Below are 25,486 nucleotides of genomic sequence, written 5' to 3' on the forward strand. Positions count from 1 at the left end.
GAGCCGGTCGGACTCCGCGTAGCGGCTCGGGCGCGTGAAGACCCACCGGTCGAAGTCGATCTCGGGGCCGACCTGGTCGCCCGTGGGACGCGTGATGTCGACGAGCGCGGAGTAGGTGACCTCGAGCCAGCCGTCACCGACGCCCTCCACAAGGTGCAGGCGGGTGCCGTGGTTGCCGGCGAGCTCGCGAGCCTCGATCTGCTTGCCGCCCGCGTGGATGAGGATCTCCTCCTCGATGATGTCGTGCGCATTGGACACGGCGAAGGACAGCAGCGCCTCACGGACACCCTGCGTCCCATAGGCGAACTTGGTCCCCACCCGGGCCTGGAGCGGGGTGGATGCAGCATCAACGATCGCGAGGTCGGTCATGCCCCCATGGGACCGCGGCGGAGGCCACCCCGTCAAAGCGAAGGGGGGAGCCCCCGCGATCAGACCGGCTCGGTGACCGCGAGCAGTGCCGAGAGCGCCCCGAGAGCCTCGGGGTTGACCCAGTAGAAGACAAAGGTCCCGCGCCGCTCACAGTCGACAAGGCCGGCCTCGCGCAGCAGCTTCAGGTGGTGCGAGATCGTCCCCGACGACAGGTCAAAGGCAGGGGTGATCTCGCAGACACACAACTCGGGCTGGGCCGCGATCATCGACACCATCCGCAGCCGGACCGGGTCACCGAGCGCCTTGAAGACCGGCGCCAGACGCACAGCATCAGCCTGCGTCACCGGTGAGGTCGCCAGTCCGCAGCAGGTGACGGCCTGCTCCCGCGGCACGGACTCGAGGATGCTCATCGCCCTATCTTGACACATGCCAAAGTAGAAGGACATGCTTCGCTTGGCAGTTGATTCGACATCCATCGAAGCAGGAGCACCGTGAACACCGCAAGAGACACCCACGAGGCCGTGCGCGAGCGCTACGCCGCCGCCGCCCGCGACCAGCTGGAAACCGGCGGCTCCTGCTGCGGCCCCACCGCCACCGACCCGATCACCGTGGGGCTCTACGAGGGGACGGACTCCCCTTCGGACACCGCGCTCGCCGCCTCGCTCGGTTGCGGCAACCCGACCGCCCTGGCCGACCTCTCCCCCGGCGAGGACGTGCTCGACCTCGGGTCCGGCGGCGGCCTCGACGTCCTGCTCTCCGCGCGACGGGTCGGCCCCACCGGCACCGCCACCGGCCTCGACATGACCGACGAGATGCTCGAGCTCGCCCGGTGCAACCAGGCAGAGGCAGGCGTCACCAACGCTCGCTTCGTCCGCGGGACCATCGAGGAGATCCCCCTTGACGACGCGTCCGTCGACGTCGTCATCTCCAACTGCGTCATCAACCTCTCGCCTGACAAGGCGTCCGTGGCCAGCGAGTGCCACCGCGTGCTGCGCGCGGACGGTCGCTTCGCCGTGTCCGACATCGTCCTGCTGCGCGAGATCCCCGACGCGCTGCGCGGGATCATCGGACTGTGGACCGGTTGCGTCTCGGGCGCCCTCCTCGACACCGACTACATCGCCACGCTGACGGAGGCTGGGTTCGCCGACGCGTCGGTCGAGGTCACCCGCACCTTCGACCGGGCAGAGCTGGAGCGCATGTCCGACATGGTCGACGGCCAGCTCCCCGAGGGATGGTCGCTCGAGGACGTCATGGACTCGCTCCAAGGCGCCTTCGCCAGCGCCTTCATCCGCGCCCGCAAGGGTGACGCCTGATGACCACGGACACGATGACCCCGCCGCGCCTGTCGACGCTCGACCGCTACCTGGCCGTCTGGATCGGGCTGGCCATGGTCGCCGGCCTGCTGCTCGGCCGGCTCGTCCCGGGGCTCGGCACGGCGTTGAGCGCGATCGAGATCGACGGCATCTCCCTGCCGATCGCCATCGGCCTGCTCGTCATGATGTACCCGGTGCTCGCCAAGGTCCGCTATGACCGCCTCGACACCGTCACCAGCGACCGGCGACTGCTCGGCTCCTCGCTCGTCCTGAACTGGATCATCGGCCCGGCGCTGATGTTTGCCCTGGCTTGGCTCCTGCTGCCCGACCTGCCGGAGTACCGCACCGGCCTGATCATCGTCGGACTCGCCCGCTGCATCGCGATGGTCATCATCTGGAACGACCTGGCGTGCGGCGACCGCGACGCCGCGGCCGTGCTCGTGGCGATCAACAGCCTCTTCCAGGTCGTCGCCTTCGCCGCTCTCGGCTGGTTCTACCTCACCGTGCTGCCGGGCTGGCTCGGCCTGGACCAGACGGACCTGGATGTGTCCGCGTGGCAGATAGCCAAGTCCGTGCTGATCTTCCTCGGCATCCCACTGCTCGCCGGCTACCTCACCCGCCGGGGCGGGGAGCGCCGTTGGGGCCGTGAGCGGTACGAAGAGTCCTTCCTGCCCAAGATCGGCCCATGGGCCCTCTACGGGCTGCTCTTCACCATCGTGCTGCTCTTCGCTCTGCAGGGTGAGCAGATCACCTCCAAGCCCGGCGACGTCGCCCGGATCGCGCTGCCGCTGCTCGCCTACTTCGCGATCATGTGGGGCATCGGCTACGCCACCGGCCGGCTGCTCGGCATGTCCTACGAGCGCACGACGACTCTCGCCTTCACCGCCTCGGGCAACAACTTCGAGCTGGCGATCGCCGTGGCGATCGCGACCTTCGGCGCGACGAGCGGCCAGGCCCTCGCCGGCGTCGTCGGACCACTCATCGAGGTCCCCGTCCTCGTCGGCCTGGTCTACGTCAGCCTCGCGCTGCGCAAACGGTTCACACCCCCTTCGTCAGTAGTCGACGCCACACACCAAGGAGCCAGCCGATGAGCCGACCGTCCGTCCTCTATGTCTGCGTGCACAACGCCGGCCGATCGCAGATGGCCGCCGCATACACCCGCGTGCTGTCCGAGGGCGCCGTCGAGGTGCGCTCGGCCGGCTCCGCGCCGGCCGACTCGATCAACCCGGCGGTCCACGCGGCGATGCTCGAGGACGGGATCGATCTGTCCGCCGAGTCGCCCAAGGTGCTGACGACCGAGGCCGTGCAGGCCAGCGAGGTCGTCATCACGATGGGGTGCGGCGATGCCTGCCCGATCTTCCCCGGCAAGAGGTACGAGGACTGGCAGCTCGAGGACCCCGCCGACCAAGGGGTCGAGTCCGTGCGGCCGATCCGCGACGACATCAAGCGACGTGTCGGCGAGCTGCTCGCCTCGCTCGACGTGCCCGTCCAGGACGGGCCGCGCTGACGCCCTCCTCCGATCCGGCGATGCGGAGACAACTCTGCCGCAACGTTAGAGTGGCTGGCGCCGGTTCCCCACGCCATCACGACGCTTGCCGGCCACAGGAGGATGCATTGAGTGACGACGTGACCAGGGAGGCCACCCGGCGACGGACATTTGCGGTGATCTCTCACCCCGATGCCGGCAAGTCCACCCTCACGGAGGCACTCGCTCTCCACGCGCACGCCATCGCCCAGGCCGGTGCCGTCCACGGCAAGGGATCCCGGCGCGGCGTGGTCTCCGACTGGAACGAGATGGAGCAGGCGCGCGGCATCTCGATCACCTCTGCCGCGCTGCAGTTCCGCGTCCAGGACGTCGTGATCAACCTGCTCGACACCCCCGGCCACGCCGACTTCTCCGAGGACACCTATCGCGTCCTGTCGGCCGTCGACTGCGCCGTCATGCTCCTCGACGCGGCCAAGGGACTGGAGCCCCAGACGCTCAAGCTCTTCGAGGCCTGCCGGGCTCGGGCGACCCCCGTGATCACGCTGATCAACAAGTGGGACCGGCCTGGCCAGGAGCCGCTGGAGCTCCTGGACGAGATCAGTGACCGGCTGGGCATCCACCCCACACCGCTGAACTGGCCCGTGGGGATCGCCGGGGACTTCCGTGGGCTGACGGATCCGGCCACGGGTGGGATGACGGAGTTCACGCGCACGGCGGGAGGGGCCACGATCGCGGTCGGGGAGTCACTCACTCCCGCTGAGGCGTTCGAGCGCCATGGCGAGGACTGGGAGCGGGCCGCCGAGGAGTTCGAGCTGCTCACCGCCTCCGGTCACGCCCACGACCAGGAGAGCTTCCTGGCCGCTCAGTCCACGCCGGTCCTCTTCTCCGCAGCAGTGCAAAACTTCGGTGTCGCCGAGCTGCTCCAGACCGTGATCGACCTCGCTCCGGCACCGAGCGCGTGGACCGACGTCGAGCGCCAGCCCCGGCCGGTCGAGGCGCCCTTCTCCGGGTTCATCTTCAAGGTCCAGACCGGGATGGACCCGGCCCACCGGGACCGGATGGCCTTCATGCGGGTCTGCTCCGGGCGCTTCGAGCGGGGTGCTGTCCTCACCCAGTCCCGCACCGGGCGCCCCTTCCAGACCAAGTACGCGCAGTCGGTCTTCGGCAGGGAGCGCGAGACCATCGACGAGGCCTACCCCGGCGATGTCGTCGGCCTGACCAATGCGCAGGCGCTCCAGGTGGGCGACACCCTCTACGACTCCCGCCCCGTCAGGTATCCCGGCCTGCCGCGGTTCGCCCCGGAGCACTTCGCCGTCTTCCGCTCCCGCGACACCGGACGGGCCAAGCAGTTCCGTCGAGGGATCGAGCTGCTCGACCAGGAGGGCGTCGTCCAGGTCCTCGTCTCCGACCGCCGCGGAGTCCAGGCCCCCGTCCTGGCGGCCGTCGGGCCCATGCAGTTCGAGGTCGCGGCCCACCGGCTCGAGCACGAGTTCGGCGCCCCGGCCAGCCAGGACCACCTGTCCTACAGCGTCGCGAGCCGGGTCGTCCCCGAGGCCGTGTCCGCCGTCGATCGCCAGAGCGGCGCGGAGGTGCTCGAACGCACCGATGGTGTGGTGGTGGCGCTCTTCGCCGACGCCTGGCGGATGCACGCCATCGCGGGACGGCTGCCCGACGGCAGCCTGCCGCCGATCTTTGCCGCCGACGACAAGGTGGGGACGTGACCGATCGCCACGTCCTGATCGGCGAGGTGGTCACCCGCACCGGGCTCTCACACCGCACCCTGCGGTACTACGAGGAGATGGGCCTGCTCACGCCCACCGCGCGCACCGAGGGCGGCTTCCGCCTCTACGGCGACGCGGACATCGAGCGGCTGCTCCTGATCAAGCCGATGAAGCCCCTCGGCTTCTCGATCGAGGAGATGCGTCAGCTCGTGGACGCCCTCGATGTCCTCGCGGACCCGGCAGGACCCGCAGCCGACACGTCGTCGGCCCGGGCGCAGGTCGACGCGATCCACGCTGACGCACTCACCCGGGTGGCCGAGCTGAAGGAAGCCACCGCTCGCGCAGAGGCCTTCACCGATGCCCTGGCCCAGACCGCGCAGCCACAACCACCGACGACCAACCCTGCCGTGACGTCAAAGTAGGCTCGCACTCAGACATAGCACGATCGAAGCACCCCACAACCAAGGAGATCAATGAGTCATCCGCACCCCGAGCTGGGCGCACCACCCGCACTGCCCAAGGACGCCCTGCGAGTCATCCCGCTGGGAGGTCTCGGCGAGGTGGGCCGCAACATGATGGTCCTGGAGCACCGCGGCAAGCTGCTGGTGATCGACTGCGGCGTCCTCTTCCCCGAGGAGCACCAGCCGGGCGTCGACGTCATCCTGCCGGACTTCAGCTATCTGAAGGACCGCATGAACGACATCGTGGGCATCGTCCTGACCCACGGGCACGAGGATCACATCGGCGGCGTTCCGTACCTGCTGAAGCAGCGCAACAACATCCCGCTGATCGGGTCGCGACTCACCTTGGCGCTGATCACGGCGAAGCTCAAGGAGCACCGGATCAAGCCCACGACCATCGAGGTCGTCGAGGGTGACCACCGCGATCTGGGGCCCTTCGGCTGCGAGTTCATCGCGGTCAACCACTCCATCCCCGACGGGCTGGCCGTCGCGGTGCGCACCACGGCAGGACTGCTGCTGCACACCGGCGACTTCAAGATGGACCAGTTCCCGCTGGACAAGCGGCTGACGGACCTGCCCGCCTTTGCTCGGCTGGGCGCCGAGGGCGTCGACCTCTTTTGCACCGACTCCACCAACGCGGAGGTGCCCGGCTTCACGACCGCCGAGAAGGACCTGGCGCCGGCCATCGAGACCGTCTTCCGCACGGCCCCGGGTCGGGTCGTCGTCTCCAGCTTCGCCAGTCACGTCCACCGCATCCAGCAGGTGCTGGACTCGGCACACCGGCACAAGCGCAAGGTCGCCTTCGTCGGTCGATCGATGGTGCGCAACATGGACATCGCCCGACAGCTCGGCTATCTCGACGTCCCCCGCGGGCTCATCGTCGATGCCAAGGAACTGTCCAAGATGCCTGACAACAAGGTCACCCTGGTGTGCACCGGCTCCCAGGGTGAGCCCATGGCTGCGCTGTCTCGCATGGCCAGCGGTGACCACCAGATCCGCATCGCCGAAAACGACACGGTGCTGCTGGCCTCCTCACTCATCCCCGGCAACGAGACCTCGATCTCGCGCGTCATCAACGGCCTGACCCGGCGGGGCGCCAATGTCGTCCACAAGGGCAATGCCAAGGTGCACGTCTCCGGCCACGCCAGTGCGGGCGAGCTCGTCTACTGCTACAACCTCGTCAAGCCGCGCAATGTCATGCCGGTCCACGGCGAGTGGCGTCACCTGCGGGCCAACGCCGACCTGGCCATCGCCACCGGTCTCGACCCGGCTCACGTGCCGGTCGTCGACGACGGTGTCGTGGTCGACCTGCAGGACGGCGAGGTGCGCGTCACCGGCAAGGTCCGCGCCGGGTACGTCTACGTCTCCGCGGGAACCGTGGGCGGCGTGACCGAGGAGAGCCTGCGCGACCGGGTCACCCTGAGCCAGGAAGGCATCGTCACGGTGCTCGCGTTGATCGACATCGACACGGGCAAGCTGGTCGAGCCGCCCGAGTTCCTCGCCCGAGGGTTGGGCGCCGACGACTCCCTCTTCGAGGATGCGATCCCGTCCATCGAGAAGGCGCTCGCGGCCGCAGCTGCAGACGGGGTGGGCGACCCGATCGACCTCGAGAAGCGGATCGGGCGCGCGGTCTCCCAGTGGGCCGGCCGCAAGCACCGCCGCAACCCCTTGGTCATCCCGGTGGTCGTCGAAGCATGATCGTCGCCGGTCACGGCCCTAGCATCGGGGTCGTGACCGGCTACCGTCCCCTGCCCGACGAGACCGTCCTGCGTTCGTACGCTCGCGTGCAGAGTGGGGACAGCAGATTTCCCACTTCGCCGATGAGTTGATCTTGACCGATGTGCGCCTCATCGTGGTGAGCAAGGGAGCGCTGCGGGACGCTCGGGGGATCCAGGACTTCCCACTGCGCTCGATCCGGGTGACCAGCGGCCGGCCGCAGGTCGGTGACACACCTCGCCCCTCGGCTCGAGATCGCATTCGACGACAGCACGCAGATCTTCCGCTTCCAGGGTGGGCAGCGCGAGACGCAGATGTGGGCCGACTCCATCGAGCGAGCCGCGACCGGCAGACCGGTCGACGCCAGCCACCCGGACCCGGGCCTCATGGCTGGGTGCCGGGAATTCGCGTCCACACTCAGGGACGAGATCCGCCTCATCCTGACCGCCGGGCGGCGCTGAGGCCTCCCGGAGACTCGGCTCAGGCCTGTGCAAGCGCCAGCACCTCGGCGCTCGGCAGCGCGGCCAGCTCGGCCGCGTCCACGAGCAGCTTGGACCCGCGGACCCCGGAGCCGATGACGACCTCGCCGGCTGCCACGACGGCCTCGTCGATCAGGACCGGCCAGTCCGCGGGCAGTCCGATCGGCGTGATGCCGCCGTACTCCATGCCGGTCGTCTCGACGGTCTCGTCCATCGGGGCGAAGGAGATCTTGCGCGCGTCGAGGTGGCGCCGCACGATGCCGTTGATGTCCGCCCGGTCGCTCGCGAGGACGAGGACGGCGGCGTGCTTGGTCTCCCCTCCCCTTCGCCCGGCGACGACGACGCAGTTGGCGGAGAACTCCGCGGGAGAGCCGTAGGCCTCGCAAAAGGCTGCGGTGTCCGCCAGCTCAGGGTCGATCTCGGCGACGCGGGCGGAGGGAAGCCCCGCGATGGCTGCCGCCACGGACGCGGCGAGCAGATCGGACCGCTCCGCCGCGGGGGTCCAGGTCAGGGTGCCGGCTGCAGTGCTCATGGTCTGACGATATGGGCATCCCTTCGAGACGGTCGCGGGGCGGCCTCCTCAGGGAGCGTTGGGTAGCGTCGGCACATGAGCTCAGCCGCTGATCGTGCCGGGACGCCCGCGCTGCCCGAGGACCTCATCGACGTCAGCCACGTCGTCACCGCCTACTACGCCGTCCAGCCCGACCCGGACGATGTCGACCAGCAGGTCGCCTTCGGCACGAGCGGGCACCGCGGACGGTCGGTGGACGGGTCCTTCAACGAGGCGCACATCCTCGCCACGACCCAGGCGATCGTCGACTTCCGTCGGGCCGTGGGCATCGACGGACCTGTCTTCCTCGGACGCGACACCCACGCCCTCTCCGAGCCCGCCTGGACGAGTGCGTTGGAGGTGCTGATCGGCAACGACGTGACCGTCCTCGTCGACTCCCGCGACGGCTACACGCCGACCCCCGCGATCTCGCACGCGATCCTCACCGCCAACCGCGGCAAGGACCTCAGCGCGAAGGGGGTGGGCCTGGCTGACGGCATCGTCGTCACCCCGTCGCACAACCCGCCGAGCGACGGCGGGTTCAAGTACAACCCGCCCCATGGTGGGCCTGCCGACACCGACGCGACGACCGCCATCGCCGACGCGGCGAATGCCCACCTGCGGGAGGGGCTGCGGCAGGTGCGGCGGGCCCCCTTCGCCCGGGCACGGGCTGCGGCCACCGACCACGACTACCTCGCCGCCTATGTCACCGACCTGCCCGATGTCGTTGACCTGCAACGGATCAAGGACGCCGGTGTGCGGATCGGCGCCGACCCGATGGGTGGCGCGGCCGTGCACTACTGGGGCGAGATCGGCGAGCACCACGGCCTTGACCTGACCGTCGTCAACCCGCTCGTCGACGCGACGTGGCGCTTCATGACGCTCGACAAGGACGGCAAGATCCGGATGGACTGCAGCTCGCCGGCAGCCATGGCGAGCCTCATCCAGCAGCGCGACCGGTACGACATCGCGACGGGCAACGACGCCGACTCCGACAGGCACGGGATCGTCACCCCTGATGGCGGACTGATGAACCCCAACCACTACCTCGCCGTCGCGCTGCAATACCTCTACGGCGGTGCGCGGCCCGGCTGGTCGAGCGAACGCATCGGCAAGACGCTCGTGTCGAGCTCGATGATCGACCGCGTCGCTGCTGACCTCGGCAAGGAGCTGTGGGAGGTGCCGGTCGGGTTCAAGTGGTTTGTGCCCGGGCTGCTCGACGGGTCGGTCGGGTTCGGCGGGGAGGAGTCCGCTGGCGCGTCCTTCCTGCGGCACGACGGGTCGGTGTGGACGACCGACAAGGACGGCATCATCCTCGCGCTGCTCGCCTCCGAGATCCTCGCGACGACCGGCCGCTCCCCCAGCGAGCACTACACCGACCTCGTGGCCCGTCATGGCGAGCCCGCCTATGCACGCGTCGACGCACCGGCCACACGGGAGCAGAAGGCCGCACTCAAGGCCCTCACGCCCGACGCCGTCACCGCGGACGAGCTGGCAGGAGAGCCGATCACGGCCAAGCTCACCCAAGCTCCCGGCAACGGCGCGGCGATCGGTGGACTCAAGGTCGTCACCGAGTCCGCGTGGTTCGCCGCCCGACCCTCCGGCACCGAGGACGTCTACAAGATCTACGCCGAGTCCTTCCGCGGCCCCGACCACCTGGCGCAGGTGCAGGCGGACGCCAAGGGGGTCGTGGACGCCGCGCTCCGCGGGTGACGCAGCTGACCTGACCAGCACGATGGTTGTGTGTTGAACCGGTAGCCATGGGAGCCGGCGTCGCCACATGGAGCTCGCCGGCACGCTGGACTACCACTTCAACACACAACCAGCGGGGCTACCGTGAGCAGGTGACCACCCCGATCCTCACCGCGGCCGCCGTCGACGCAGCAGCGGCCCTGCTCGCCGATGTCCTGCCCGCGACCCCGCTGCAGCGCAGCGAGCGCCTGTCCGCCGCGACCGGCGCCGACGTCTGGCTCAAGCGTGAGGACCTGCAGCCGGTGCGCTCCTACAAGCTGCGCGGCGCCTTCAACTTCATCTCCAACCTGAGCGACGAGGAGCGGGCCAAGGGAGTCGTCGCCGCGTCCGCCGGCAACCACGCGCAGGGCGTCGCCTTCGCCGGTCAGCGTCTCGGCGTGCGGTCACGGATCTATCTGCCGCGCAACACCCCTCGTCAGAAGCGTGACCGTGTCGCCATCCTCGGCGGTGACCTGGTCGAGGTCATCGTCACCGGCGAGGTCTACGACGACGCTGCCAAGGCCGCAGCCGAGGACGCGGTCCGTACCGGTGCCGTCGTCGTCCCCGCCTTCGACGCGCTCGACACCATGGCCGGGCAGGGCACCGTGGCCATCGAGATCGTGCAGCAGCTGGGCAGGATCCCCGATCTCGTCACCGTCCCCGTCGGTGGCGGCGGGCTCCTCGGCGGGATGGCCACCTGGATGGCTGCCCACACCGCCTCGACCCGCCTGGTCGGCGTCGAGCCGGAGGGTGCTGCCTCGATGGCCGCCGCCCTGGCCGCCGGTGCCCCCGTGGACCTGGACGAGGTCTCCCCCTTCGTCGATGGCGCCGCGGTCCGGCGGGCCGGCACCCTCACCCACGCAGCGGTCGCCGCCACCGGCACCCACCTGACCTCCGTGTCCGAGGGCGCGCTGTGCGTCGAGATGCTCGCGATGTACCAGACCGACGGGATCATCGCCGAGCCCGCGGGAGCCTTGGCGACCACGGTGCTGGCCGACCTGCGGATCGAGCCCGGGTCCACCGTCGTCGCGGTCGTCTCCGGGGGCAACAACGATGTCTCACGATACGCGGAGATCGTCGAGCGGGCGCTGGTGCACGAGGGGCGCAAGCACTACTTCACCGTCGACTTCCCCCAGGAGCCGGGTGCCCTGCGTCGATTCCTCGACGAGGTGCTCGGCCCGGACGACGACATCACCTTCTTCGACTACATCAAGCGCAACAACCGCGACACCGGCACGGCCATCGTGGGCCTCGAGCTCGGCGACCCGGACGAGCTGGGCCCACTCCTGGCCCGCATGGACGCCTCCCCCCTGCGCATCGAGCGGATCCCGACGGACAGCCCGCTCTTCCGCCTCATCGGCTGACCTGGCGGAATACCCTCTAGGGGTATGCTGTTGTCGACGGTGACACCCCATCAGGAGGACCCATGGCCGGCTACAGCGGCAGCAAGGACGACTACCTCAAGCGCCTCAAGCGCGTCGAGGGACAGATCCGTGGCATCTCACGGATGGTCGAGGAAGACACCTACTGCATCGACATCCTCACGCAGGTGTCCGCGGCGACCAAGGCGCTGCAGGCCGTGAGCCTGGGCCTGCTCGAGGACCATGTCGGCCACTGCGTGGTCGACGCCGCCCGCGAGTCCGACGAGGCCGCGGCCGCCAAGGTCGCCGAGGCCAGCGCTGCCATCGCGCGGCTCGTCCGCTCCTGACGCGCAACGCGCCCCCTTCGCCTCCACAGACCCCTCCGAGCCCGCGAGATGATGCATCCATGAGCACCACGACCACCCCCCTCCCCGAGACCGAGGCCGGCGCGCACAGCGTCGACCTCGCGATCACCGGCATGACCTGCGCCTCCTGCAGCGCGCGGATCGAGCGCAACCTCGGCAAGATCGAGGGTGTCGAGGCGAGCGTCAACCTCGCCACGGAGAAGGCGACGGTCCACCACCCGGCCTCCGTCGACGTCGAGCAGCTCATCGCCACCGTGGAGTCCTCCGGCTACGGGGCGACGATCATCGAGCCCGATGCGCGCCTGACTCCCCCCACCCACACGCCCATCGCCCGCGCCGACCTGCAGCGTCGGGCCGTCGTCGCCGGTGTCCTCGCGCTCGTCGTGGTCATCCTCGCGATGGGCCCGTGGAGTTCCGCCGCCAACCCGTGGCTGCAGTGGCTGCTCACCACGCCGGTCGTCGCGTGGGCCGCCTGGCCCTTCCACCGGGCCGCCTATCTCAACGCCCGCCACCTGGCCTCGACGATGGACACCCTTGTCAGCCTCGGCGTGAGCGCCGCCTACCTGTGGTCCTTCGTCACCCTCGTCACCGGCGGCGGGCAGGACGGGCACTACTACTTCGAGACCGCCGCGGTCATCACCGCCTTCCTCCTCCTCGGTCGCTGGCTGGAGGCCCGGAGCAAGGACGAGGGCCGCTCGACGCTCACCGACCTCATGGACCTCGGGTCGAAGGGAGTCGCCGTCCAGCGGATCGACTCCCGCAGCCGGGCGACGACCGAGGTCATCCTGCCGCTCGACGAGCTGCAGGTCGGCGACCACTTCATCGTGCGCCCCGGCGAAAAGGTGGCGACGGACGGTGTCGTCCTCGACGGCACGAGCTCCATCGACACCTCGCTCGTCACCGGCGAGTCCGTCCCTGTCGACGTGCGCGCCGGTGACGCCCTCGACGCCGGCACGGTCAACACCTCCGGCCGGCTGATCGTCGAGGCGACCGCAGTCGGCGCGGACACCACCTATTCGCAGATCGTGCGGCTCGTCGAGCAGGCCCAGACGGGCAAGGCCGATGTGCAGCGGCTCGCTGACCGGGTCTCCGCCGTCTTCGTCCCCGTGGTCCTCGGCCTGGCGCTGCTGACCTTCGTCGGCTGGTGGATCGGGTCCGGCTCGGCGACGACCGCGATCGGTGTCGCCGTCACCGTCCTGATCATCGCCTGCCCCTGCGCGCTCGGCCTGGCCACGCCGATGGCCCTGCTCGTCGGCACGAGCCGCGGCGCCCAGCGCGGCGTGCTCATCAAGGGCCCGCAAGTCCTCGAGGACACCCGCCGCATCGACACGATCGTGCTCGACAAGACCGGGACGATCACGACCGGCATCGCGCAGGTCACCGACTTGGCCGCCGCACCGGGCCTGCACCCGGCCGCCGTGCTCACCGCCGCCGCTGCCGTCGAGTCCGGCAGCGAGCACCCCATCGCCCGAGCCATCGTGCGTCGCGCCCAGGACAAGGGCATCAAGATCCCGACGATCCGGGACTTCGAGAACCTCCCGGGCTCCGGTGCCGTCGCGACGATCAAGGACACCCGCGTCACCGTCGGTCGCGCCGACCTCTTCGACGAGGTGCCGGCCGAGCTGGCCACCCTCGAGCGCTCCGGCACGACGGTCTTCGTCGGCTGGGACGGCACCGCCCGCGGAGCGCTGACGGTCGCCGACGAGGTGCGCGACACCTCCGGCGACGCGATCCGTGCGCTGCGCGCCGAGGGGCTGCAGGTCTGGCTGCTGAGCGGCGACAACGAGCACAACGCGACGACGATCGCGGCCAAGGTCGGGATCGACCCGGAGCACGTCATCGCCGACGTCCGCCCGCAGGACAAGCACGACGTCATCGAGCAGATGCAGGCCGAGGGCCGGGTCGTCGCCATGGTCGGTGACGGTGTCAACGACGCTGCGGCCATCGTCAAGGCCGACCTCGGCATGGCCATGGGCACCGGCACCGATGTCGCCATGGAGTCGGCCGACATCGTCCTCGTGCACGCCGACCTCGAGTCCGTCCCGCGCGCGATCGCCCTCTCCCGGGAGACGCTCAAGGTGATCAAGCAAAACCTGGGCTGGGCCTTCGGCTACAACATCGCCGCCATCCCGCTCGCGATGGCCGGCCTGCTCAACCCGATGATCGCCGGTGCGGCGATGGCCCTGAGCTCGGTGCTCGTGGTGCTCAACTCGCTGCGCCTGCGGGGTGCGATCGACGACTGAGCGCCGGCAACGTCACCGGCCCGGGACTCTGCGCCGGGGACACAGATCGGCCCGGGAACCACCCCTGCGGATGCCCGGGCCGATCCAGTCTTGGGGCCGTCGCTACAGCTCGGCGTTCCACGCGTCCTTGTAGGAGAGCTTGCCGCCGGTCTGCATCAGCGCCCGGCGGTAGATCCGCTCCGCGACGAGGATGACGCCGACAGTGACTGCGGCCAGGATGCCCAGGCTGATCAGGGCCTCCCACCACTGCGCCTCGCCGGAGACCAGCCGCATCGGCTGCAGGATCGCGGAGAAGGGCGGGATCCAGGACAGCACCGTGACGACCGGACCGGTCGCAAACATCGCGCCGAAGAACATCACCATGAGCAGCATCGTCACGGGGAAGGACGTGGACTGGATGTCCTCCTGCCGCGAGGCGAGCGCCCCGGACACGGCGTACAACGCCGCGATCATCGTGAAGCCGGCGATGAAGAAGACGACGAACCAGATCAGCCCGGACGTGAGGCCGGGGAGCATGTCGCCCCAGTCGGTGAAGCTCGCCCCGACGATTGCCACGGCCGCGTAGAGGAGCAGCTGACCCACCGCCAGCGCCACGGCCGCGATGAGCTTGCCGAAGAGCAGGTGCCGCAGCGGGATGGAGGTCGCGATGATCTCGACGATCCGCGACTGCTTCTCCTCGGTGACGCTCATCGCGAGGTACATGCCGAAGATCGCGGCGGACATGTAGAAGAGGATCGCCATGCCGAAGCCGACGGCCTTGGCGATGCCCTGCTGCTCCGCATCCCCGTCGAGGATGTCGGTCGTGACAGCCGTCCCCTTCTGCAGGGCGGCGACATCAGTGCCGGCCTCGTCCGCGTTCGCCGTGAGGACCGCCGTGCTGATCGACTGGGTGGAGATGTCCTGCAGGCTCGAGCTGACCTCGGTCTTGCCGACGAGCTGCCAGCCGTCGTCGGTCTGGTGCAGCCACGCGTCGGCGGAGTCGTCCATGACGGCGGCCTCGGCGGCCTCGTCGTCAGCGACGTCGACCAGGGTGATCGTCACCTTGTCATCGATGCCCGGCGCCGCGTCCGCGACGACCTGGCCCATCTGCTGGGACTGGGACGTGACCGCGAGGTCATAGGTCGACGCCTTGTTGGCATTCCACGCCTGGAAGCCGAAGACGGCGATGAGGATGACGAGGGAGAGCAGGGTGGACCCGATGAAGGTCTTGTCCCGCAGTCGGACGGACAACTCGCGCTTGGCGACGAGCGTCCAGGCATTGGTGGTCTTCATGCCGTCACCTCTCGGTAGACCTCGGACAGGGGCGGGATGATCGGGGAGAGCTCGGTGACTCCTCCACGGCGCAGGCCCTCCGCGAGGACCTCGCCGAGCAGCCGTTGGCGCTCCACCTCGGAGTCGCTGGCCAGGTCCAGCACCGCGACCGGGCCGTCCACGTCGATGGTGGAGACACCGGGCACGTCGCGGACCCAGCCGGCGTCGCGGACGGCGACCAGACGGTGACGTCGCGGGGAGCCGCCGCGCAGCTCGGTGGGCGATCCGGTCGCCCGGACCTGCCCCTTGGCGAGGATGACGAGCTGGTCGCACAGCCGGTCGACGAGGTCGAGCTGGTGGCTGGAGAAGAGCACCGGCACACCGCGGGCCGTGTGCTCGCGCAGCAGCTCGGCCATCGAGTCGACGGCGTCGGGGTCGAGCCCGCTGAAGGGCTCGTCGAGGATCAGCGCCGCTGGCTCGATCATCAGCGCGGCAGCGATCTGCACCCGCTGCTGGTTGCCGAGCGAGAGGGCCTCGACGGTGTCGCCGGTGCGCTCGCCCAGCCCGAGTCGCTCGAGGAGCGTCATGACGGACTCGCGGGCCGCCGTGGTCGACAGGCCCTTGAGCTGGCCGAGGTAGATCAGCTGATCGGCGACCTTTTGCTTGGGGTAGAGCCCCCGCTCCTCCGGCATGTAGCCGATCGTGCGCTGGTCGGCGGCGGTGATCGGCCGATCGCCCCACATGACCCGGCCGTCGGTGATCGACAGCACGCCCATGATCATCCGCATGGTGGTCGTCTTGCCCGCGCCGTTGCCGCCGACGAATCCGGTCATTGTGCCCTGCGGCACGGAGAAGTCGATGTGGTCGACGGCGGTGAAGTCCCCGAAGCGTCGCGTCAGGCCCTCGACGGTGATGGTCTGCGGTGCTCTGTCCATGCCGCCAACGCTATGGACCGGAGGGTCGGAGCGGATCCACCCCGAGGGTGGTCTTGGGACGAAGGGGGTCTCCCCCTCCGGGGGGAGACGGCTCAGCGCTCGACGATCCCGGCCTCGTGGGCGATGATCACGGCGCCCACCCGATCGCGCACCTGCAGCTTGGCGAAGATGCTCGACACGTGCGTCTTGACCGTCGCGGCACCGATGACGAGGTCGGCGGCGATCTCGGAGTTGGACCGGCCGGCACCCATGAGCCGCAGGACGTCCAGCTCGCGGTCGGTGAGGTGGGCGAGCAGGTCGGCGTGCCTCCCTTCGCCCCCTGTGGAGGGGGCACGCGGGGCGCTCATCTGGGCGATGACCCGCTGGGTGACCTCCGGGGCGAGCAGCGCGTGGCCGTGGCCGACGGCCCGCAGTGCGTCGACGAGCTGGTCGGCCTCCGCATTCTTGAGCAGGAAGCCGCTCGCGCCGGCCTGCAGCGCGTCGAAGAGGTAGTTGTCCGCGTCGAAGGTCGTCAGGATGATGACTCGACCGAGGTCGCGCTCGACGATCTCGCGAGTTGCGGCGATGCCGTCCATGACGGGCATCTGCACGTCCATGACGATGACATCGGGGCGCTCTTGCTCGGCCAGGTCGATCGCCTCGCGTCCGTTGGCCGCCTCCCCGACGACCACGAGGTCCTCCTCGACGGAGAGCATCATCGCGAAGCCGGACCGGATGATCGGCTGGTCGTCGACGAGCAGCACCCGCAGCGTGTCCGTCATGACTCCTCCGTCCGAAGGGGGATGCGCGCCCGAACCCGATAGCCACCCAGGGGGCGGGGCCCGATCTCGATGCTCCCGTGGTGCGAGGAGACCCGCTCGCGGATCCCCAGCTGGCCCATGCCGGTGCCCGAGGTCCCCGGCCGCGGACGGCCGTCGTCGGTGACCTCGATCTCCGCGTGCTCGTCACCGACGCGGACGATCACGCGGGCGCGCTGCGCGGTCGAGTGCCGCACGACATTGGTCAGCGCCTCCTGCGCGGTGCGATAGAGGGAGTGACCGATCGCGGTGGGGACCGCGTCGAGGGCACCGGGTGAGTCCTCCACCACCTCGTGGGTGACGGTCAGGGCCGTGCCGTCGCGCGCGGCCGCGAGGTCGGCGACATCCGCCAGGGTCGGCTCGGGCGCGTGGCCCACCGTGGCCCGGCCGGTCTCGTCGGAGGGTGCTTCGCCCATCCGCAGCGTGCCGAGCAGCCCGCGCATCTGCGTGACGGCATCCCGGCTGCCACCCTCGATCCGCAGCAGCGCCCCCTTCGCCGCCTCCGGGTCCTTGTCGAGCACACGACGGGCCGCGGCCGCCTGCACCCCGATACCGGAGACGTGGTGGGCGACGACATCGTGCAACTCGCGCGCGATCCGCAGCCGCTCCTCGACGACCGCAGCCTCACGCAGCTGACCGGTCTGCTCACGGATGGTCTCGGTCTGGGTCTGCAGGCCCATCCGCTGACGAGCCGAGCGCCAGGCCACCTGGCCACCGAGCACGGCGCCACCGAAGTAGAGGATGTTGATGATGCTGAGCATCATGGGCGCCGCGATCGTCGGCGCGATCCACGCGTCCGGGTCAGCCTCCCTCACCATGCCCGCGGTCGCCTGCCCCACGGCGAAGCCCCAGACGAGCCAGAGGAACATCAGGAAGAGGATGACCCCGTAGACGGCGGCCATCGTGCGCCGGTTGCGGGCCCACGCGACACCGCCGAGGACGACGAGGAAGTAGGACACCTGCGTCGACAGCAGGCTGGCCATGAGCGGCTCGTACGAGGAGATCGCCCAGTACGCGAGGCTCGCCGCGGCGACGGTGAGCAGGGGGTACCGGCGCCGGGTGAGGAGGAAGAGGGCAGGGATCGCGGTGAGCAGCCACTGCTGCCACACCGGCTGATCGACCTCGGTGAGGCTGCCGAGCGCGCGCATGAGCTCGAGGACGAAGAGGGAGAGCGCGACGACCGTCAGGGTGAAGAGCGCGTCGCCGCGGCTGATCGTGCCGCCGGGTCGCTCCCAGTCGTCGTCGAGGGCGAAGAACCCACCGACGCTGTCGGACCAGGCCATGGGGAGCCGGTCAGAGGGTGACCGGGCCACCCGGGGTGTTGAAGGTGACCGACATCAGACCGGGCGTGCCGTGCGGGGCGACGAACTCGAAGTCGATGACCGAGGAGGTCTCCTCGGGCGGCAGGCCACCGAGCCAGTCGGTGACGCGCGCCTGGTCGCCGGCGATCATCAGGGAGGAGATGGTGACCGCGGTGGCCGCCTCCTCGCTGGGGTGCGGCGAGCCCTCGCCCCACTTGACGAAGAAGGGCAGCTGCGGATCGGCGAGCGTGCCCTTGATGCCGATCTGCTTCCACAGGAACTCACGGCCGTCGGACAGGCGACGGTTGCCCGCGACGGCCTTGCGGTCCAGGCGCTCCTCGACCTCTTCGATCTCGGCGTCGACGCGGATGACCCAGCCCATCCAGCCGCCACCGGCCTCGGAGCGGGCGCGCACGACCTGACCGAAGGGGGCCTTGTCGGAGCTCGGGTGGTCGAGGACCTCGACGACCTCGACATAACGCTCGTGGGCGAGCGGCAGGATCATGTTGCGCGTGCCGAAACGCGGGTGGATCCCCCCATCGACAGCGGTCACGCCAAGTGCCTCGCCCAGACGTTGGGCTGTGGCCTTGACACCGGACTGGTCTGCAGCATAGGAGACGTGGTCGACGCGCATGCACGCATCGTGACACAGGCCGCAGTCAGGCCCGTAATCGGGTCCGGTCAGATGCTCCGTCGCTGGCGCACGGCCTCGTACACGACGATCGCTGCCGAGGTCGCGACGTTGAGGGAATTGGCCCGCCCCACCATCGGGATCCGCACCTTGTGGTGCGCCCGGGCGAGCGCCGCGTCGGTCAGTCCGTACTTTTCCGACCCGACGGCCACCGCGACCGGACCGGTCAGGTCGGCGTCGGTGTGCTCGATGTCCGTGTCAGGCGTCGTGGCGACGATCTCGACGCCACGATCGGCCAACCAGGTCCACACCTCGTCGGTGCTCGCCGCAGCCACGGGGACCGAAAAGACGGTGCCCTTGCTCGAGCGGATGACATTGGGGTTGCCCCAGTCGGTGACCGGGTCGGCGGCGATGACGAGCGCGACTCCGGCGGCGTCGGCGGTGCGCAGCATGGCGCCGAGGTTGCCGGGCTTCTCCACCCCTTCGCACAGCAGGACGAGGGCTGCGTCGGGCAGGTCGATGTCGTCGAGGTCCCGTCCGGGCGCGGGGACCTTGGCCAGGATGCCGTCGGGCCCCTCGCGGTAGGCCACCTTCTGGAAGGCGGTCCGGCCCAGCTCGACGACCTCGGCGCCCACTGCGCGAGCACGCTCGACGAGCTCGGCACCGACCTGCTCGTCGAGCATCAGCTCGGGGCAGTGGAAGAGGGCCAGCGGGCGGACGCCGGAGTCCAGCGCGAGCGTGGTCTCCTCGAGACCCTCGAGGAGCGTGACACCCGAGGTCTCACGGACGCGACGACGACGCAGGGCGACGAGGTCCTTGAGGCGCTGGTTGGCCGGGGATGTGATGACGAGATCGGACATGGCGGGTCCAGCATGCCGCACAATCGGTGGATGCCTGTCGACCGCCCCGTCATTGTCTCGCGCGTCGTCGCTGCGATCACCGCGATGATCATGGCCATGCTGGCCGTCGCGGCGCTCGGCGAGTGGGTCCTGATCCCGTCGTCGTGGATCCGCGAGATCGACGCGCGGGGCGTCACGTGGGGCATCGACACGCTGGCCGGACACCAGAGCTGGCACGATGCAGCAGTGCTCTGGGCCGTGCTCAGCGGGCCGTGGTTCGTCTACCCCTGCGTGGCGATCCTCGGGGGCGTGCTCGCCGTGCGTCGTCGCATCACCGCGAGGGCCGCGATCGTCACGCTCCTCATCGGTCTCCTCGGCTGGGGCCTGGGCGCCTGGTGCAAACTGCTCGTCGAGCGCCCCCGCCCCATCGACGCGGTCGTCGAAGTAGGCGGCTGGTCCTATCCGAGCGGGCATGCCACCAACATCTCGATCGGCGCAGTGCTGGTCATCTCGCTCGTGCAGGTCGTGCAGCGCGCCTGGGTCCGGTGGAGCGCAACCGTGCTCGCCGTCATGGGCGCTGCTCTCACCGCCGCCGACCGCATCCTGCTCGGCGTCCACAACATCAGCGACGTCACGATGGGCCTGGTGCTCGGGACGGTGGTCACCCTCCTCGGGCTGGCCCTCCTCCCTGCGGTCCCGACCACCGAGCGTCCCGTGCCCTAGGAGGACGTCCGCAGACGTCCGTCGCGGACCTCCCAGCGGCGGGTGATGCCGATCCGCTCGAGGAAGCCCTCGTCGTGGCTGACCACGAGCAGCGCCCCCTCGTAGGCACTCAGCGCGTCGACGAGCTGGTCGATGCTGTCGACGTCGAGGCTGTTGGTCGGCTCGTCCAGGACGATCAGGTGCGGCGCCGGATCGGCGAGCAGCACGCTGGCGAGGGCAACCCGGAAGCGCTCGCCACCCGACAGCTCCGCGACGGATCGCTCGGCGAGCGCACCGCGGAAGAGGAAGCGCGCCAACGACGCCCGCACCTGCTGCGGCGCAACGGTGGGCGCGGCAGCACGGACGGTCTCGAGGATGCTCAGGTCCTCGTCGAGCTCGATCCGCTGCGGCAGGTGACCCACCTCGTCGATCCGCCGGACGAGCCGGGCCACCGGCTCGACTGCCGTGGTCAGGCCGAGGACCTCCCGCAGGAGGGTGGTCTTGCCGGCCCCGTTGGCTCCGGACAGCGCGATCCGCTCCGGCCCTCTGACGACGAAGGCGCTGTCCTGAGGAGCGAGGCCGTGAGCGGCCGAGCCTCGAAGGGGAGTACCTGTCGCCTCGCGCAGCTCCAACACCGTCCGGCCGGCCGGCACCCGTGTCCCAGGGAGCTCGATGCGCACGGAGCGGTCCTCGCGGACCCGGCCCTCGGCCTGCGTCAGCGAGGTCCGGGCTCGGTCGAGGCGGTCGTCGTGGAGGTGACGGTGCTTGGCGGCTGACTTCTCGGCCTTCATGGCCCAGGTGTTCATGACGATCTTGGGCGCCCGCTTGCTCGCCCGGTCGCGATCGGCGATCCGCTGGCGACCGGCCAGCTTGGTCTCCGCCTCGATGCGGTCGCGCTTCTGCCGCAGCACGTCCTGCTCTGCAGCCTGCACGGTATCGGCTGCCGCCTGCTGCTCGGCCTCGATCGCGGCGCGGTGGACCGACCACGGCCCGTCGAAGCCGCGCAGCTCGTGGCCGTGCACCTCGACGATGCGGTCGACGTGCTCGAGCAGGTCGGTGTCGTGGCTGACCACGACGAGCGAGCGCCCGGTCGGCCACGCGTCGATCACCTCGACGAGACGCTGTCGGGCCGCCCGGTCGAGGTTGTTGGTCGGCTCGTCGAGCAGGGCGATGTCGGCCCGCTGCAGCTGGAGCGCAGCGAGCCCCACGGTGACGACCTCGCCGCCGGAGAGCGTGCCGAGGGGCCGATCGAGCAGGTCGGCGTCGGCGGTCAGACCGAGGGCTGCCAAGGTCGAGAGCGCTTCGGCCTCGACGCCCCAGTGTCCCTCTGCCGCATCGAAGTCCGTCTGCTCGAGGGAGCCGGCTGCGACCCGGGCGATGGCCGCGAGCGCCGGTGCGATGCCGAGTGCCTGGGCCACCGTCTGCTGCGTGTCGAGGCCGAGCTGCTGCGGCAGGGTCGCGACAGACCCGGCGACGTGGAGCGTCCCGTCGCTCGGCATGAGTTCCCCGGTGATCAGGCGCAGCAGCGTGGTCTTGCCCGAGCCGTTGCGCCCGACGAGGCCGGTACGCCCCGGGCCGAAGGATCCGCTGACGTCGTCGAGGGCACGCGTGCCGTCGGGCCAGTCGAGGGTGAGGTGGGTGAGGGTGACGAGGGCGTCCGCCCCCGGGATGGGTGATGACATGGAGATCTCCGTACCGTCGCTGCGCACGCGCCGACGGGACTCGCGGTGCGTGGGCCGCGGTCGGTCGCGCTCTTCAGTCGCAGGAGATCTGGTGCCGCATCGGGCGGGTCATCACCTTGTGGTCGAGGGGACCGGGCGCTGTCACCGGCCGGTCTGACCCGACAAGGCTAGGGCTCCCCCCTTCGCCCCGGCAAGCGCTTTGATGACGAAGGGGGGCGCCTCAGATCCGCTGGTGGCGGGCCCGGGCGAAGCAGTACAGGCCAAAGGCGATCAGGCCCGCCGCGACCACCGTGAGGAGCACCGGGCCAAAGGGCTGGTCGCGCAGGCTCTTGAGCGCGCCGTCGAGGCCGGAGGCTTCGGATGACTGGTGCTGGACGGCGGCGATGACGAAGAAGACTCCGACGAGGGCGAGGACCGCTCCCTTCGCCGGGTAACCGATCGTGCCGGACCGGGTCGCCCACGTGCCGGGGTCCTCCTCGAGGTCGTCGAGGAACGTGCGGGAGAGCCCCTTGTAGACGTGGTACCCGCCGACGACGATGACGGCGACTCCCACCGCGCCGACGAGAACCTGCCCGGCGGGTGCCTCCATGAGGGTGGCGGTGAGGTCCTGGGAGGACTGCTCGGAGGACGACGACGAGCCGGAGCCGAGGGCGAACTTCGACGCGGTCCAGGCCAGGACCGCGTAGACCGTCGCCTTGCCGAGTGCCTTGATCCGATCAAGGGCACCACCGTCGCCGAGCCTCGGCCCGACCGCCACCGTCAGCTGCCACAGGACGAGCGCCGCGAGCCCGATGACGATGACCCACATGAGGACCGTGCCGGCGGGGTTGCTCGCGAGCGAGGAGAGGGCACCGGACTGGTCGGCCTGGCCGCCACCGCCCCAGCCCACGCGGCCGGCGGTCCAGCCGAGCACGATGTGCAGCAGCCCGGAGACGACGAAACCGACGCGCGCCAGGGCCTCGAGGGCGGGGTGGTCGCCGACCTTGCGGGCGGCGTCGCGGGCGTCATGGAGATCAGGGGTGCGGCTCACGACCCCATCCTGCCCTCAGATCAGTGGGCGGAGGGCCGCTGCGAGCCCGTCCTCGTAGACCGTCCCGGTCTGCTCGTCGGCCGCGGCGACGACCTCGGGCGGTGCGTCGCCCATCGCGACCCCACGGGCGGCCCAGCGGAGCATCTCCAGGTCGTTGCGCTGGTCCCCGGCGGCGAAGGTCAGGTGGGGCTCGATGCCGAGGCGCCGGCGCACCAGCTCCAGCGCCGAGCCCTTGGACACGCCCTCGGGCGCCAGGTCCAGCCAGGCGGTGTAACCGACGGCGTAGCTCACCCCGTGCAGACCGATCCGCTCGACGAGCTCGAGGAAGTCCTCGCTCGCGGCATCGGGGTCGTGGAAGGTCACGCGAGTGGTCGGACGGTCGACGAGCTGCTCGAGGGGGACGACGACCTGCTCGCCCTGCAGCACCCCCTCGGGGTAGGGCCGGGCCACCTTGAAACCGACGCCGACCTCCTCGACCGCGACGAGGATGTGCGGCGCGTGCTCCATGACGAGGGTGAGCGCCTCGCGGGGGTCGAAGGTGACCGTCTCCTCGATGCGATAGCCCTGCGGCTCAGCGGGATCCAGCTCGAGGGTGACCGCTCCGTTGGAGGTCACCGCCCACCCGTGGGAGAGGTCCAGCATCTCCAGGACGGGTGTCGTGGCGACGACCGAGCGCCCGGTCGAGATGACGATCTGGTGGCCGGCGTCGGCGACCGCCCGGATCGCGTCGCGGGTGGCGGCCCGTAGCTCGCCGTCATGGGTCAGGATCGTGCCGTCGACATCCAGGGCGACGAGGTGCGGCTCCATGGTCGGCACGCTACCGGTGCCCAGCAGCCGTCCGCGCACGCCCCTCGTCCGCGACGCCCGGCCGGATCGGTCAGGTCAGCCGCGCGCGGCGCCGAGCTTCCAGTAGCCGGAGAAGGTGATCTTGCGCTTGTCCATGCCCACCTCCTGCACGAGGTGGCGACGAAGGGAGGTCGCCAGACCCGACTCGCCGCACAACCACGCGTAGTCGAGGTCCGCGGTCGCGGTGGGCGCACCGGCGAGCGCCGCCAGGACGGCGGTGCCGGGCGCGTCGGTGCCGCGCACGTGGACCACGACCTCGGCGGGCACCTCCATGCCGTCCAGCACCGAGGTCGACGGGACCTCGACATGGGCCTCGACGCCGGCGCCGAGGCCGGGCAGGCGGCGCCGGGCGCGCTCCTCGAGGATCGCCAGCAGCGCGGGGACTGCGGTCTCGTCGGCGACGATGAGCTGGCGCTCTTCGCCGAAGCTCGAGTAGAGCGCTCCGCCGGAGCGGAAGGCCGCGGTGTCGCCGACCTGCACGGAGGTCGCCCACGCGGAGCCGGGGCCGGAGTCGCCGTGCGTGACGATGTCGACGTCGACCTCGCCCTCCCGTCGGCGGATGCTGCGGATCGTGTACCAGCGCAGGCCGGGCTGCTCGTCCTCGGGCATCTCGCTGATGGCGGCGCGCACGTTGGACCGCTCCGGGTCGGGCAGGTGCAGGTGACCATCGGCGCCGGGCATGAGCAGGCCGAAGTACTCGTCCGGCCCGAGCAGCGAGTAGTCGCGCAGCTCGGGGGCGGCCAGGGTGACCCGCCGCATGACGGAGTTGAGCTCGACGACCCGGGTGATCGCGACCTCGAACTGCGACTCCTCCGAACGCTCGGCGTAGTCGGCCATCGTCCGACGGGCGTACACGCGGGCAGCGCCGAGGACCACGCGGTCCTTGAGCTCGGCGATCTTCATGACTCTCCTGGGGCCGGGGGCGGCTGGCTTAGGAGAGCCTAACCTAGCAACGGCTCACGATCTCGAGGAAATGCGGATCGGGGCCGACGAAGGGGTGCCCGCTCAGGCGAGGCCGAGCTCCTCGAGCCCGAAGACGTGACGGTACTCGAACCCGGCCTCGGCGAACGTGTCCGCGGCACCGGTCGCCCGGTCGGCGATCGTCGCGACGGCGACGACCTCGGCTCCCGCCTCACGCGCGGCATTGGCCGCCTCGAGGGGCGAGTTGCCGGTGGTGGAGGTGTCCTCGACGATCAGGACACGACGGCCCGTGATGGACGGGCCCTCGATGCGCTGCTGCAGGCCGTGCGCCTTGCCGGACTTGCGCACCACGAAGGCGTCCAGCCGCTCCCCCTTCGCCGCCGTGGCGTGGAGCATGGAGGTGGCGACCGGGTCGGCGCCCAGGGTCAGCCCGCCGACGGCGTCGAAGTCGAGGTCCGCGACGAGGTCGAGCATGACCCGACCGACGAGCGGTGAGGCCTCCCCGTCGAGGGTGATGCGGCGCAGGTCGACGTAGTAGTCGGCCTCGGCACCGGAGGAGAGGGTCACCCGTCCGTGGACGATGGCCTTGTCCTTGACGATCTCGAGCAGGCGGGCGCGGTCGGCGGCGATGTCAGTCACGGCTCGCATTCTATGGGGCGCACGGTGCCGACCTGCGGCCAGAGGTTACTTGCGGGTACGACGTGCACTTGCGCGCCCGATGCGTAGGAGAAACCCGGAAAATCAGCCCTCTTGACC

At 70.2% G+C, this 25,486-nt stretch carries 25 protein-coding genes and 1 pseudogene; 12 read left to right on the forward strand and 14 right to left on the reverse strand.

The window, feature by feature from the left end:
- Together JLI01S_RS11065 and JLI01S_RS11070 are read right to left on the reverse strand one after the other, a co-directional pair.
- Positions 1 to 369: pseudogene (locus tag JLI01S_RS11065) on the reverse strand (transglutaminase-like domain-containing protein); the annotation flags it as partial.
- A 59-nt stretch (positions 370 to 428) separates the two neighbouring features.
- Positions 429 to 779: an ArsR/SmtB family transcription factor gene (locus tag JLI01S_RS11070; RefSeq protein ID WP_084349374.1), complete on the reverse strand. Its 351-nt coding sequence runs from the start codon at positions 777 to 779 to the stop codon at positions 429 to 431.
- Between the two features lie 81 nt (positions 780 to 860).
- Here JLI01S_RS11070 and arsM point away from each other — a divergent pair, with 81 nt between their 5' ends.
- The 7 genes from arsM to JLI01S_RS11105 all read left to right on the forward strand — a co-directional run bounded on the left by arsM (position 861) and on the right by JLI01S_RS11105 (position 7,527).
- Positions 861 to 1,682, forward strand: coding sequence for an arsenite methyltransferase (gene arsM, locus JLI01S_RS11075; protein ID WP_068264467.1), 822 nt, complete (start codon positions 861 to 863; stop codon positions 1,680 to 1,682).
- A complete protein-coding gene (gene arsB / locus JLI01S_RS11080) occupies positions 1,682 to 2,773 on the forward strand; it encodes an ACR3 family arsenite efflux transporter (RefSeq protein ID WP_068264470.1) in 1,092 nt (363 codons plus the stop codon). Before arsM ends, arsB begins: the two co-directional genes overlap by 1 nt.
- Positions 2,770 to 3,189 carry an arsenate reductase ArsC gene (locus tag JLI01S_RS11085; protein ID WP_068264472.1) on the forward strand — a complete coding sequence of 140 codons (420 nt, stop codon included), beginning with the start codon at positions 2,770 to 2,772 and terminating at the stop codon, positions 3,187 to 3,189. The genes arsB and JLI01S_RS11085 overlap by 4 nt, the downstream gene beginning before the upstream one ends.
- A gap of 119 nt (positions 3,190 to 3,308) precedes the next feature.
- Entirely contained in the window at positions 3,309 to 4,889 is a 1,581-nt protein-coding gene (locus JLI01S_RS11090; RefSeq protein WP_245634594.1) for a peptide chain release factor 3, read from the forward strand.
- Positions 4,886 to 5,311 carry a helix-turn-helix domain-containing protein gene (locus tag JLI01S_RS11095; protein WP_068264474.1) on the forward strand — a complete coding sequence of 142 codons (426 nt, stop codon included), beginning with the start codon at positions 4,886 to 4,888 and terminating at the stop codon, positions 5,309 to 5,311. The genes JLI01S_RS11090 and JLI01S_RS11095 overlap by 4 nt, the downstream gene beginning before the upstream one ends.
- Before the next feature lie 51 nt (positions 5,312 to 5,362).
- Positions 5,363 to 7,048, forward strand: a complete 1,686-nt coding sequence (locus tag JLI01S_RS11100; RefSeq protein WP_068264476.1) for a ribonuclease J — start codon at positions 5,363 to 5,365, stop codon at positions 7,046 to 7,048.
- Positions 7,049 to 7,293: 245 nt separating this feature from the next.
- The gene (locus JLI01S_RS11105; RefSeq protein WP_068264479.1) at positions 7,294 to 7,527 is read left to right on the forward strand and encodes a hypothetical protein; all 234 of its coding nucleotides are present in this window, start codon (positions 7,294 to 7,296) and stop codon (positions 7,525 to 7,527) included.
- A 19-nt stretch (positions 7,528 to 7,546) separates the two neighbouring features.
- Here the strand turns inward: JLI01S_RS11105 and JLI01S_RS11110 are convergent, their stop codons facing one another.
- The gene (locus JLI01S_RS11110; RefSeq protein WP_068264481.1) at positions 7,547 to 8,077 is read right to left on the reverse strand and encodes a YbaK/EbsC family protein; all 531 of its coding nucleotides are present in this window, start codon (positions 8,075 to 8,077) and stop codon (positions 7,547 to 7,549) included.
- Positions 8,078 to 8,152: 75 nt separating this feature from the next.
- Here JLI01S_RS11110 and pgm point away from each other — a divergent pair, with 75 nt between their 5' ends.
- From pgm to JLI01S_RS11130, 4 genes are all read left to right on the forward strand, one after another.
- Positions 8,153 to 9,808 carry a phosphoglucomutase (alpha-D-glucose-1,6-bisphosphate-dependent) gene (gene pgm / locus JLI01S_RS11115; protein ID WP_068264483.1) on the forward strand — a complete coding sequence of 552 codons (1,656 nt, stop codon included), beginning with the start codon at positions 8,153 to 8,155 and terminating at the stop codon, positions 9,806 to 9,808.
- Between the two features lie 131 nt (positions 9,809 to 9,939).
- On the forward strand, positions 9,940 to 11,190 hold the full coding sequence (gene ilvA, locus JLI01S_RS11120; RefSeq protein ID WP_068264484.1) for a threonine ammonia-lyase IlvA: 1,251 nt from the start codon (positions 9,940 to 9,942) through the stop codon (positions 11,188 to 11,190).
- 62 nt (positions 11,191 to 11,252) lie between these two features.
- Positions 11,253 to 11,534 carry a metal-sensitive transcriptional regulator gene (locus JLI01S_RS11125; protein WP_068264486.1) on the forward strand — a complete coding sequence of 94 codons (282 nt, stop codon included), beginning with the start codon at positions 11,253 to 11,255 and terminating at the stop codon, positions 11,532 to 11,534.
- 59 nt (positions 11,535 to 11,593) lie between these two features.
- Positions 11,594 to 13,795: a heavy metal translocating P-type ATPase gene (locus tag JLI01S_RS11130; RefSeq protein ID WP_068264488.1), complete on the forward strand. Its 2,202-nt coding sequence runs from the start codon at positions 11,594 to 11,596 to the stop codon at positions 13,793 to 13,795.
- 102 nt (positions 13,796 to 13,897) lie between these two features.
- Here the strand turns inward: JLI01S_RS11130 and JLI01S_RS11135 are convergent, their stop codons facing one another.
- The 6 genes from JLI01S_RS11135 to JLI01S_RS11160 form a co-directional block, all read right to left on the reverse strand.
- Positions 13,898 to 15,067 carry an ABC transporter permease gene (locus JLI01S_RS11135; protein WP_068264490.1) on the reverse strand — a complete coding sequence of 390 codons (1,170 nt, stop codon included), beginning with the start codon at positions 15,065 to 15,067 and terminating at the stop codon, positions 13,898 to 13,900.
- Positions 15,064 to 15,981, reverse strand: a complete 918-nt coding sequence (locus tag JLI01S_RS11140; RefSeq protein WP_068264491.1) for an ABC transporter ATP-binding protein — start codon at positions 15,979 to 15,981, stop codon at positions 15,064 to 15,066. Before JLI01S_RS11140 ends, JLI01S_RS11135 begins: the two co-directional genes overlap by 4 nt.
- A 92-nt stretch (positions 15,982 to 16,073) precedes the next feature.
- Complete coding sequence (locus JLI01S_RS11145; RefSeq protein ID WP_068264493.1) at positions 16,074 to 16,742, reverse strand: response regulator; 669 nt, start codon at positions 16,740 to 16,742, stop codon at positions 16,074 to 16,076.
- Positions 16,739 to 18,061, reverse strand: coding sequence for a sensor histidine kinase (locus tag JLI01S_RS11150; protein WP_068264496.1), 1,323 nt, complete (start codon positions 18,059 to 18,061; stop codon positions 16,739 to 16,741). Before JLI01S_RS11150 ends, JLI01S_RS11145 begins: the two co-directional genes overlap by 4 nt.
- Positions 18,062 to 18,071: 10 nt before the next feature.
- Complete coding sequence (locus tag JLI01S_RS11155; protein ID WP_068264498.1) at positions 18,072 to 18,713, reverse strand: VOC family protein; 642 nt, start codon at positions 18,711 to 18,713, stop codon at positions 18,072 to 18,074.
- A 47-nt stretch (positions 18,714 to 18,760) separates the two neighbouring features.
- Positions 18,761 to 19,570 carry a TrmH family RNA methyltransferase gene (locus JLI01S_RS11160; RefSeq protein WP_068264500.1) on the reverse strand — a complete coding sequence of 270 codons (810 nt, stop codon included), beginning with the start codon at positions 19,568 to 19,570 and terminating at the stop codon, positions 18,761 to 18,763.
- Positions 19,571 to 19,600: 30 nt separating this feature from the next.
- On the opposite strand from JLI01S_RS11160, the gene JLI01S_RS11165 reads away from it, so the two are divergent.
- Positions 19,601 to 20,272, forward strand: a complete 672-nt coding sequence (locus JLI01S_RS11165) for a phosphatase PAP2 family protein (protein WP_169797320.1) — start codon at positions 19,601 to 19,603, stop codon at positions 20,270 to 20,272.
- On the opposite strand, the gene JLI01S_RS11170 is transcribed toward JLI01S_RS11165, so the two are convergent.
- The 5 genes from JLI01S_RS11170 to pyrE all read right to left on the reverse strand — a co-directional run bounded on the left by JLI01S_RS11170 (position 20,269) and on the right by pyrE (position 25,369).
- Positions 20,269 to 21,933: an ABC-F family ATP-binding cassette domain-containing protein gene (locus tag JLI01S_RS11170; RefSeq protein WP_068264502.1), complete on the reverse strand. Its 1,665-nt coding sequence runs from the start codon at positions 21,931 to 21,933 to the stop codon at positions 20,269 to 20,271. The two genes, JLI01S_RS11165 and JLI01S_RS11170, sit on opposite strands and share 4 nt — an antisense overlap.
- Positions 21,934 to 22,153: 220 nt before the next feature.
- Entirely contained in the window at positions 22,154 to 22,963 is an 810-nt protein-coding gene (locus tag JLI01S_RS11175) for a DUF1206 domain-containing protein (protein ID WP_068264506.1), read from the reverse strand.
- A gap of 15 nt (positions 22,964 to 22,978) precedes the next feature.
- Complete coding sequence (locus tag JLI01S_RS11180) at positions 22,979 to 23,770, reverse strand: HAD family hydrolase (RefSeq protein WP_068264544.1); 792 nt, start codon at positions 23,768 to 23,770, stop codon at positions 22,979 to 22,981.
- 75 nt (positions 23,771 to 23,845) lie between these two features.
- Positions 23,846 to 24,712 (reverse strand): siderophore-interacting protein, encoded by an 867-nt coding sequence (locus JLI01S_RS11185; protein WP_068264507.1) that lies wholly within the window; start codon positions 24,710 to 24,712, stop codon positions 23,846 to 23,848.
- A gap of 102 nt (positions 24,713 to 24,814) precedes the next feature.
- On the reverse strand, positions 24,815 to 25,369 hold the full coding sequence (pyrE, locus tag JLI01S_RS11190) for an orotate phosphoribosyltransferase (RefSeq protein WP_068264547.1): 555 nt from the start codon (positions 25,367 to 25,369) through the stop codon (positions 24,815 to 24,817).
- Between the last annotated feature and the right edge of the window lie 117 nt (positions 25,370 to 25,486).

It is taken from the genome of Janibacter limosus NBRC 16128, from assembly GCF_001570985.1.
In the GTDB taxonomy this organism is placed as follows: domain Bacteria; phylum Actinomycetota; class Actinomycetes; order Actinomycetales; family Dermatophilaceae; genus Janibacter; species Janibacter limosus.

Coding starts and splice junctions, on each gene's coding strand:
- JLI01S_RS11070 (WP_084349374.1), bottom strand. CDS start 779: ATGAGCATCCTCGAGTCCGTGCCGCGGGAGCAGGCCGTCACCTGCTGC.
- arsB (WP_068264470.1), top strand. CDS start 1,682: ATGACCACGGACACGATGACCCCGCCGCGCCTGTCGACGCTCGACCGC.
- JLI01S_RS11085 (WP_068264472.1), top strand. CDS start 2,770: ATGAGCCGACCGTCCGTCCTCTATGTCTGCGTGCACAACGCCGGCCGA.
- JLI01S_RS11100 (WP_068264476.1), top strand. CDS start 5,363: ATGAGTCATCCGCACCCCGAGCTGGGCGCACCACCCGCACTGCCCAAG.
- JLI01S_RS11110 (WP_068264481.1), bottom strand. CDS start 8,077: ATGAGCACTGCAGCCGGCACCCTGACCTGGACCCCCGCGGCGGAGCGG.
- pgm (WP_068264483.1), top strand. CDS start 8,153: ATGAGCTCAGCCGCTGATCGTGCCGGGACGCCCGCGCTGCCCGAGGAC.
- JLI01S_RS11125 (WP_068264486.1), top strand. CDS start 11,253: ATGGCCGGCTACAGCGGCAGCAAGGACGACTACCTCAAGCGCCTCAAG.
- JLI01S_RS11130 (WP_068264488.1), top strand. CDS start 11,594: ATGAGCACCACGACCACCCCCCTCCCCGAGACCGAGGCCGGCGCGCAC.
- JLI01S_RS11135 (WP_068264490.1), bottom strand. CDS start 15,067: ATGAAGACCACCAATGCCTGGACGCTCGTCGCCAAGCGCGAGTTGTCC.
- JLI01S_RS11140 (WP_068264491.1), bottom strand. CDS start 15,981: ATGGACAGAGCACCGCAGACCATCACCGTCGAGGGCCTGACGCGACGC.
- JLI01S_RS11145 (WP_068264493.1), bottom strand. CDS start 16,742: ATGACGGACACGCTGCGGGTGCTGCTCGTCGACGACCAGCCGATCATC.
- JLI01S_RS11150 (WP_068264496.1), bottom strand. CDS start 18,061: ATGGCCTGGTCCGACAGCGTCGGTGGGTTCTTCGCCCTCGACGACGAC.
- JLI01S_RS11155 (WP_068264498.1), bottom strand. CDS start 18,713: ATGCGCGTCGACCACGTCTCCTATGCTGCAGACCAGTCCGGTGTCAAG.
- JLI01S_RS11160 (WP_068264500.1), bottom strand. CDS start 19,570: ATGTCCGATCTCGTCATCACATCCCCGGCCAACCAGCGCCTCAAGGAC.
- JLI01S_RS11165 (WP_169797320.1), top strand. CDS start 19,601: ATGCCTGTCGACCGCCCCGTCATTGTCTCGCGCGTCGTCGCTGCGATC.
- JLI01S_RS11170 (WP_068264502.1), bottom strand. CDS start 21,933: ATGTCATCACCCATCCCGGGGGCGGACGCCCTCGTCACCCTCACCCAC.
- JLI01S_RS11180 (WP_068264544.1), bottom strand. CDS start 23,770: ATGGAGCCGCACCTCGTCGCCCTGGATGTCGACGGCACGATCCTGACC.
- JLI01S_RS11185 (WP_068264507.1), bottom strand. CDS start 24,712: ATGAAGATCGCCGAGCTCAAGGACCGCGTGGTCCTCGGCGCTGCCCGC.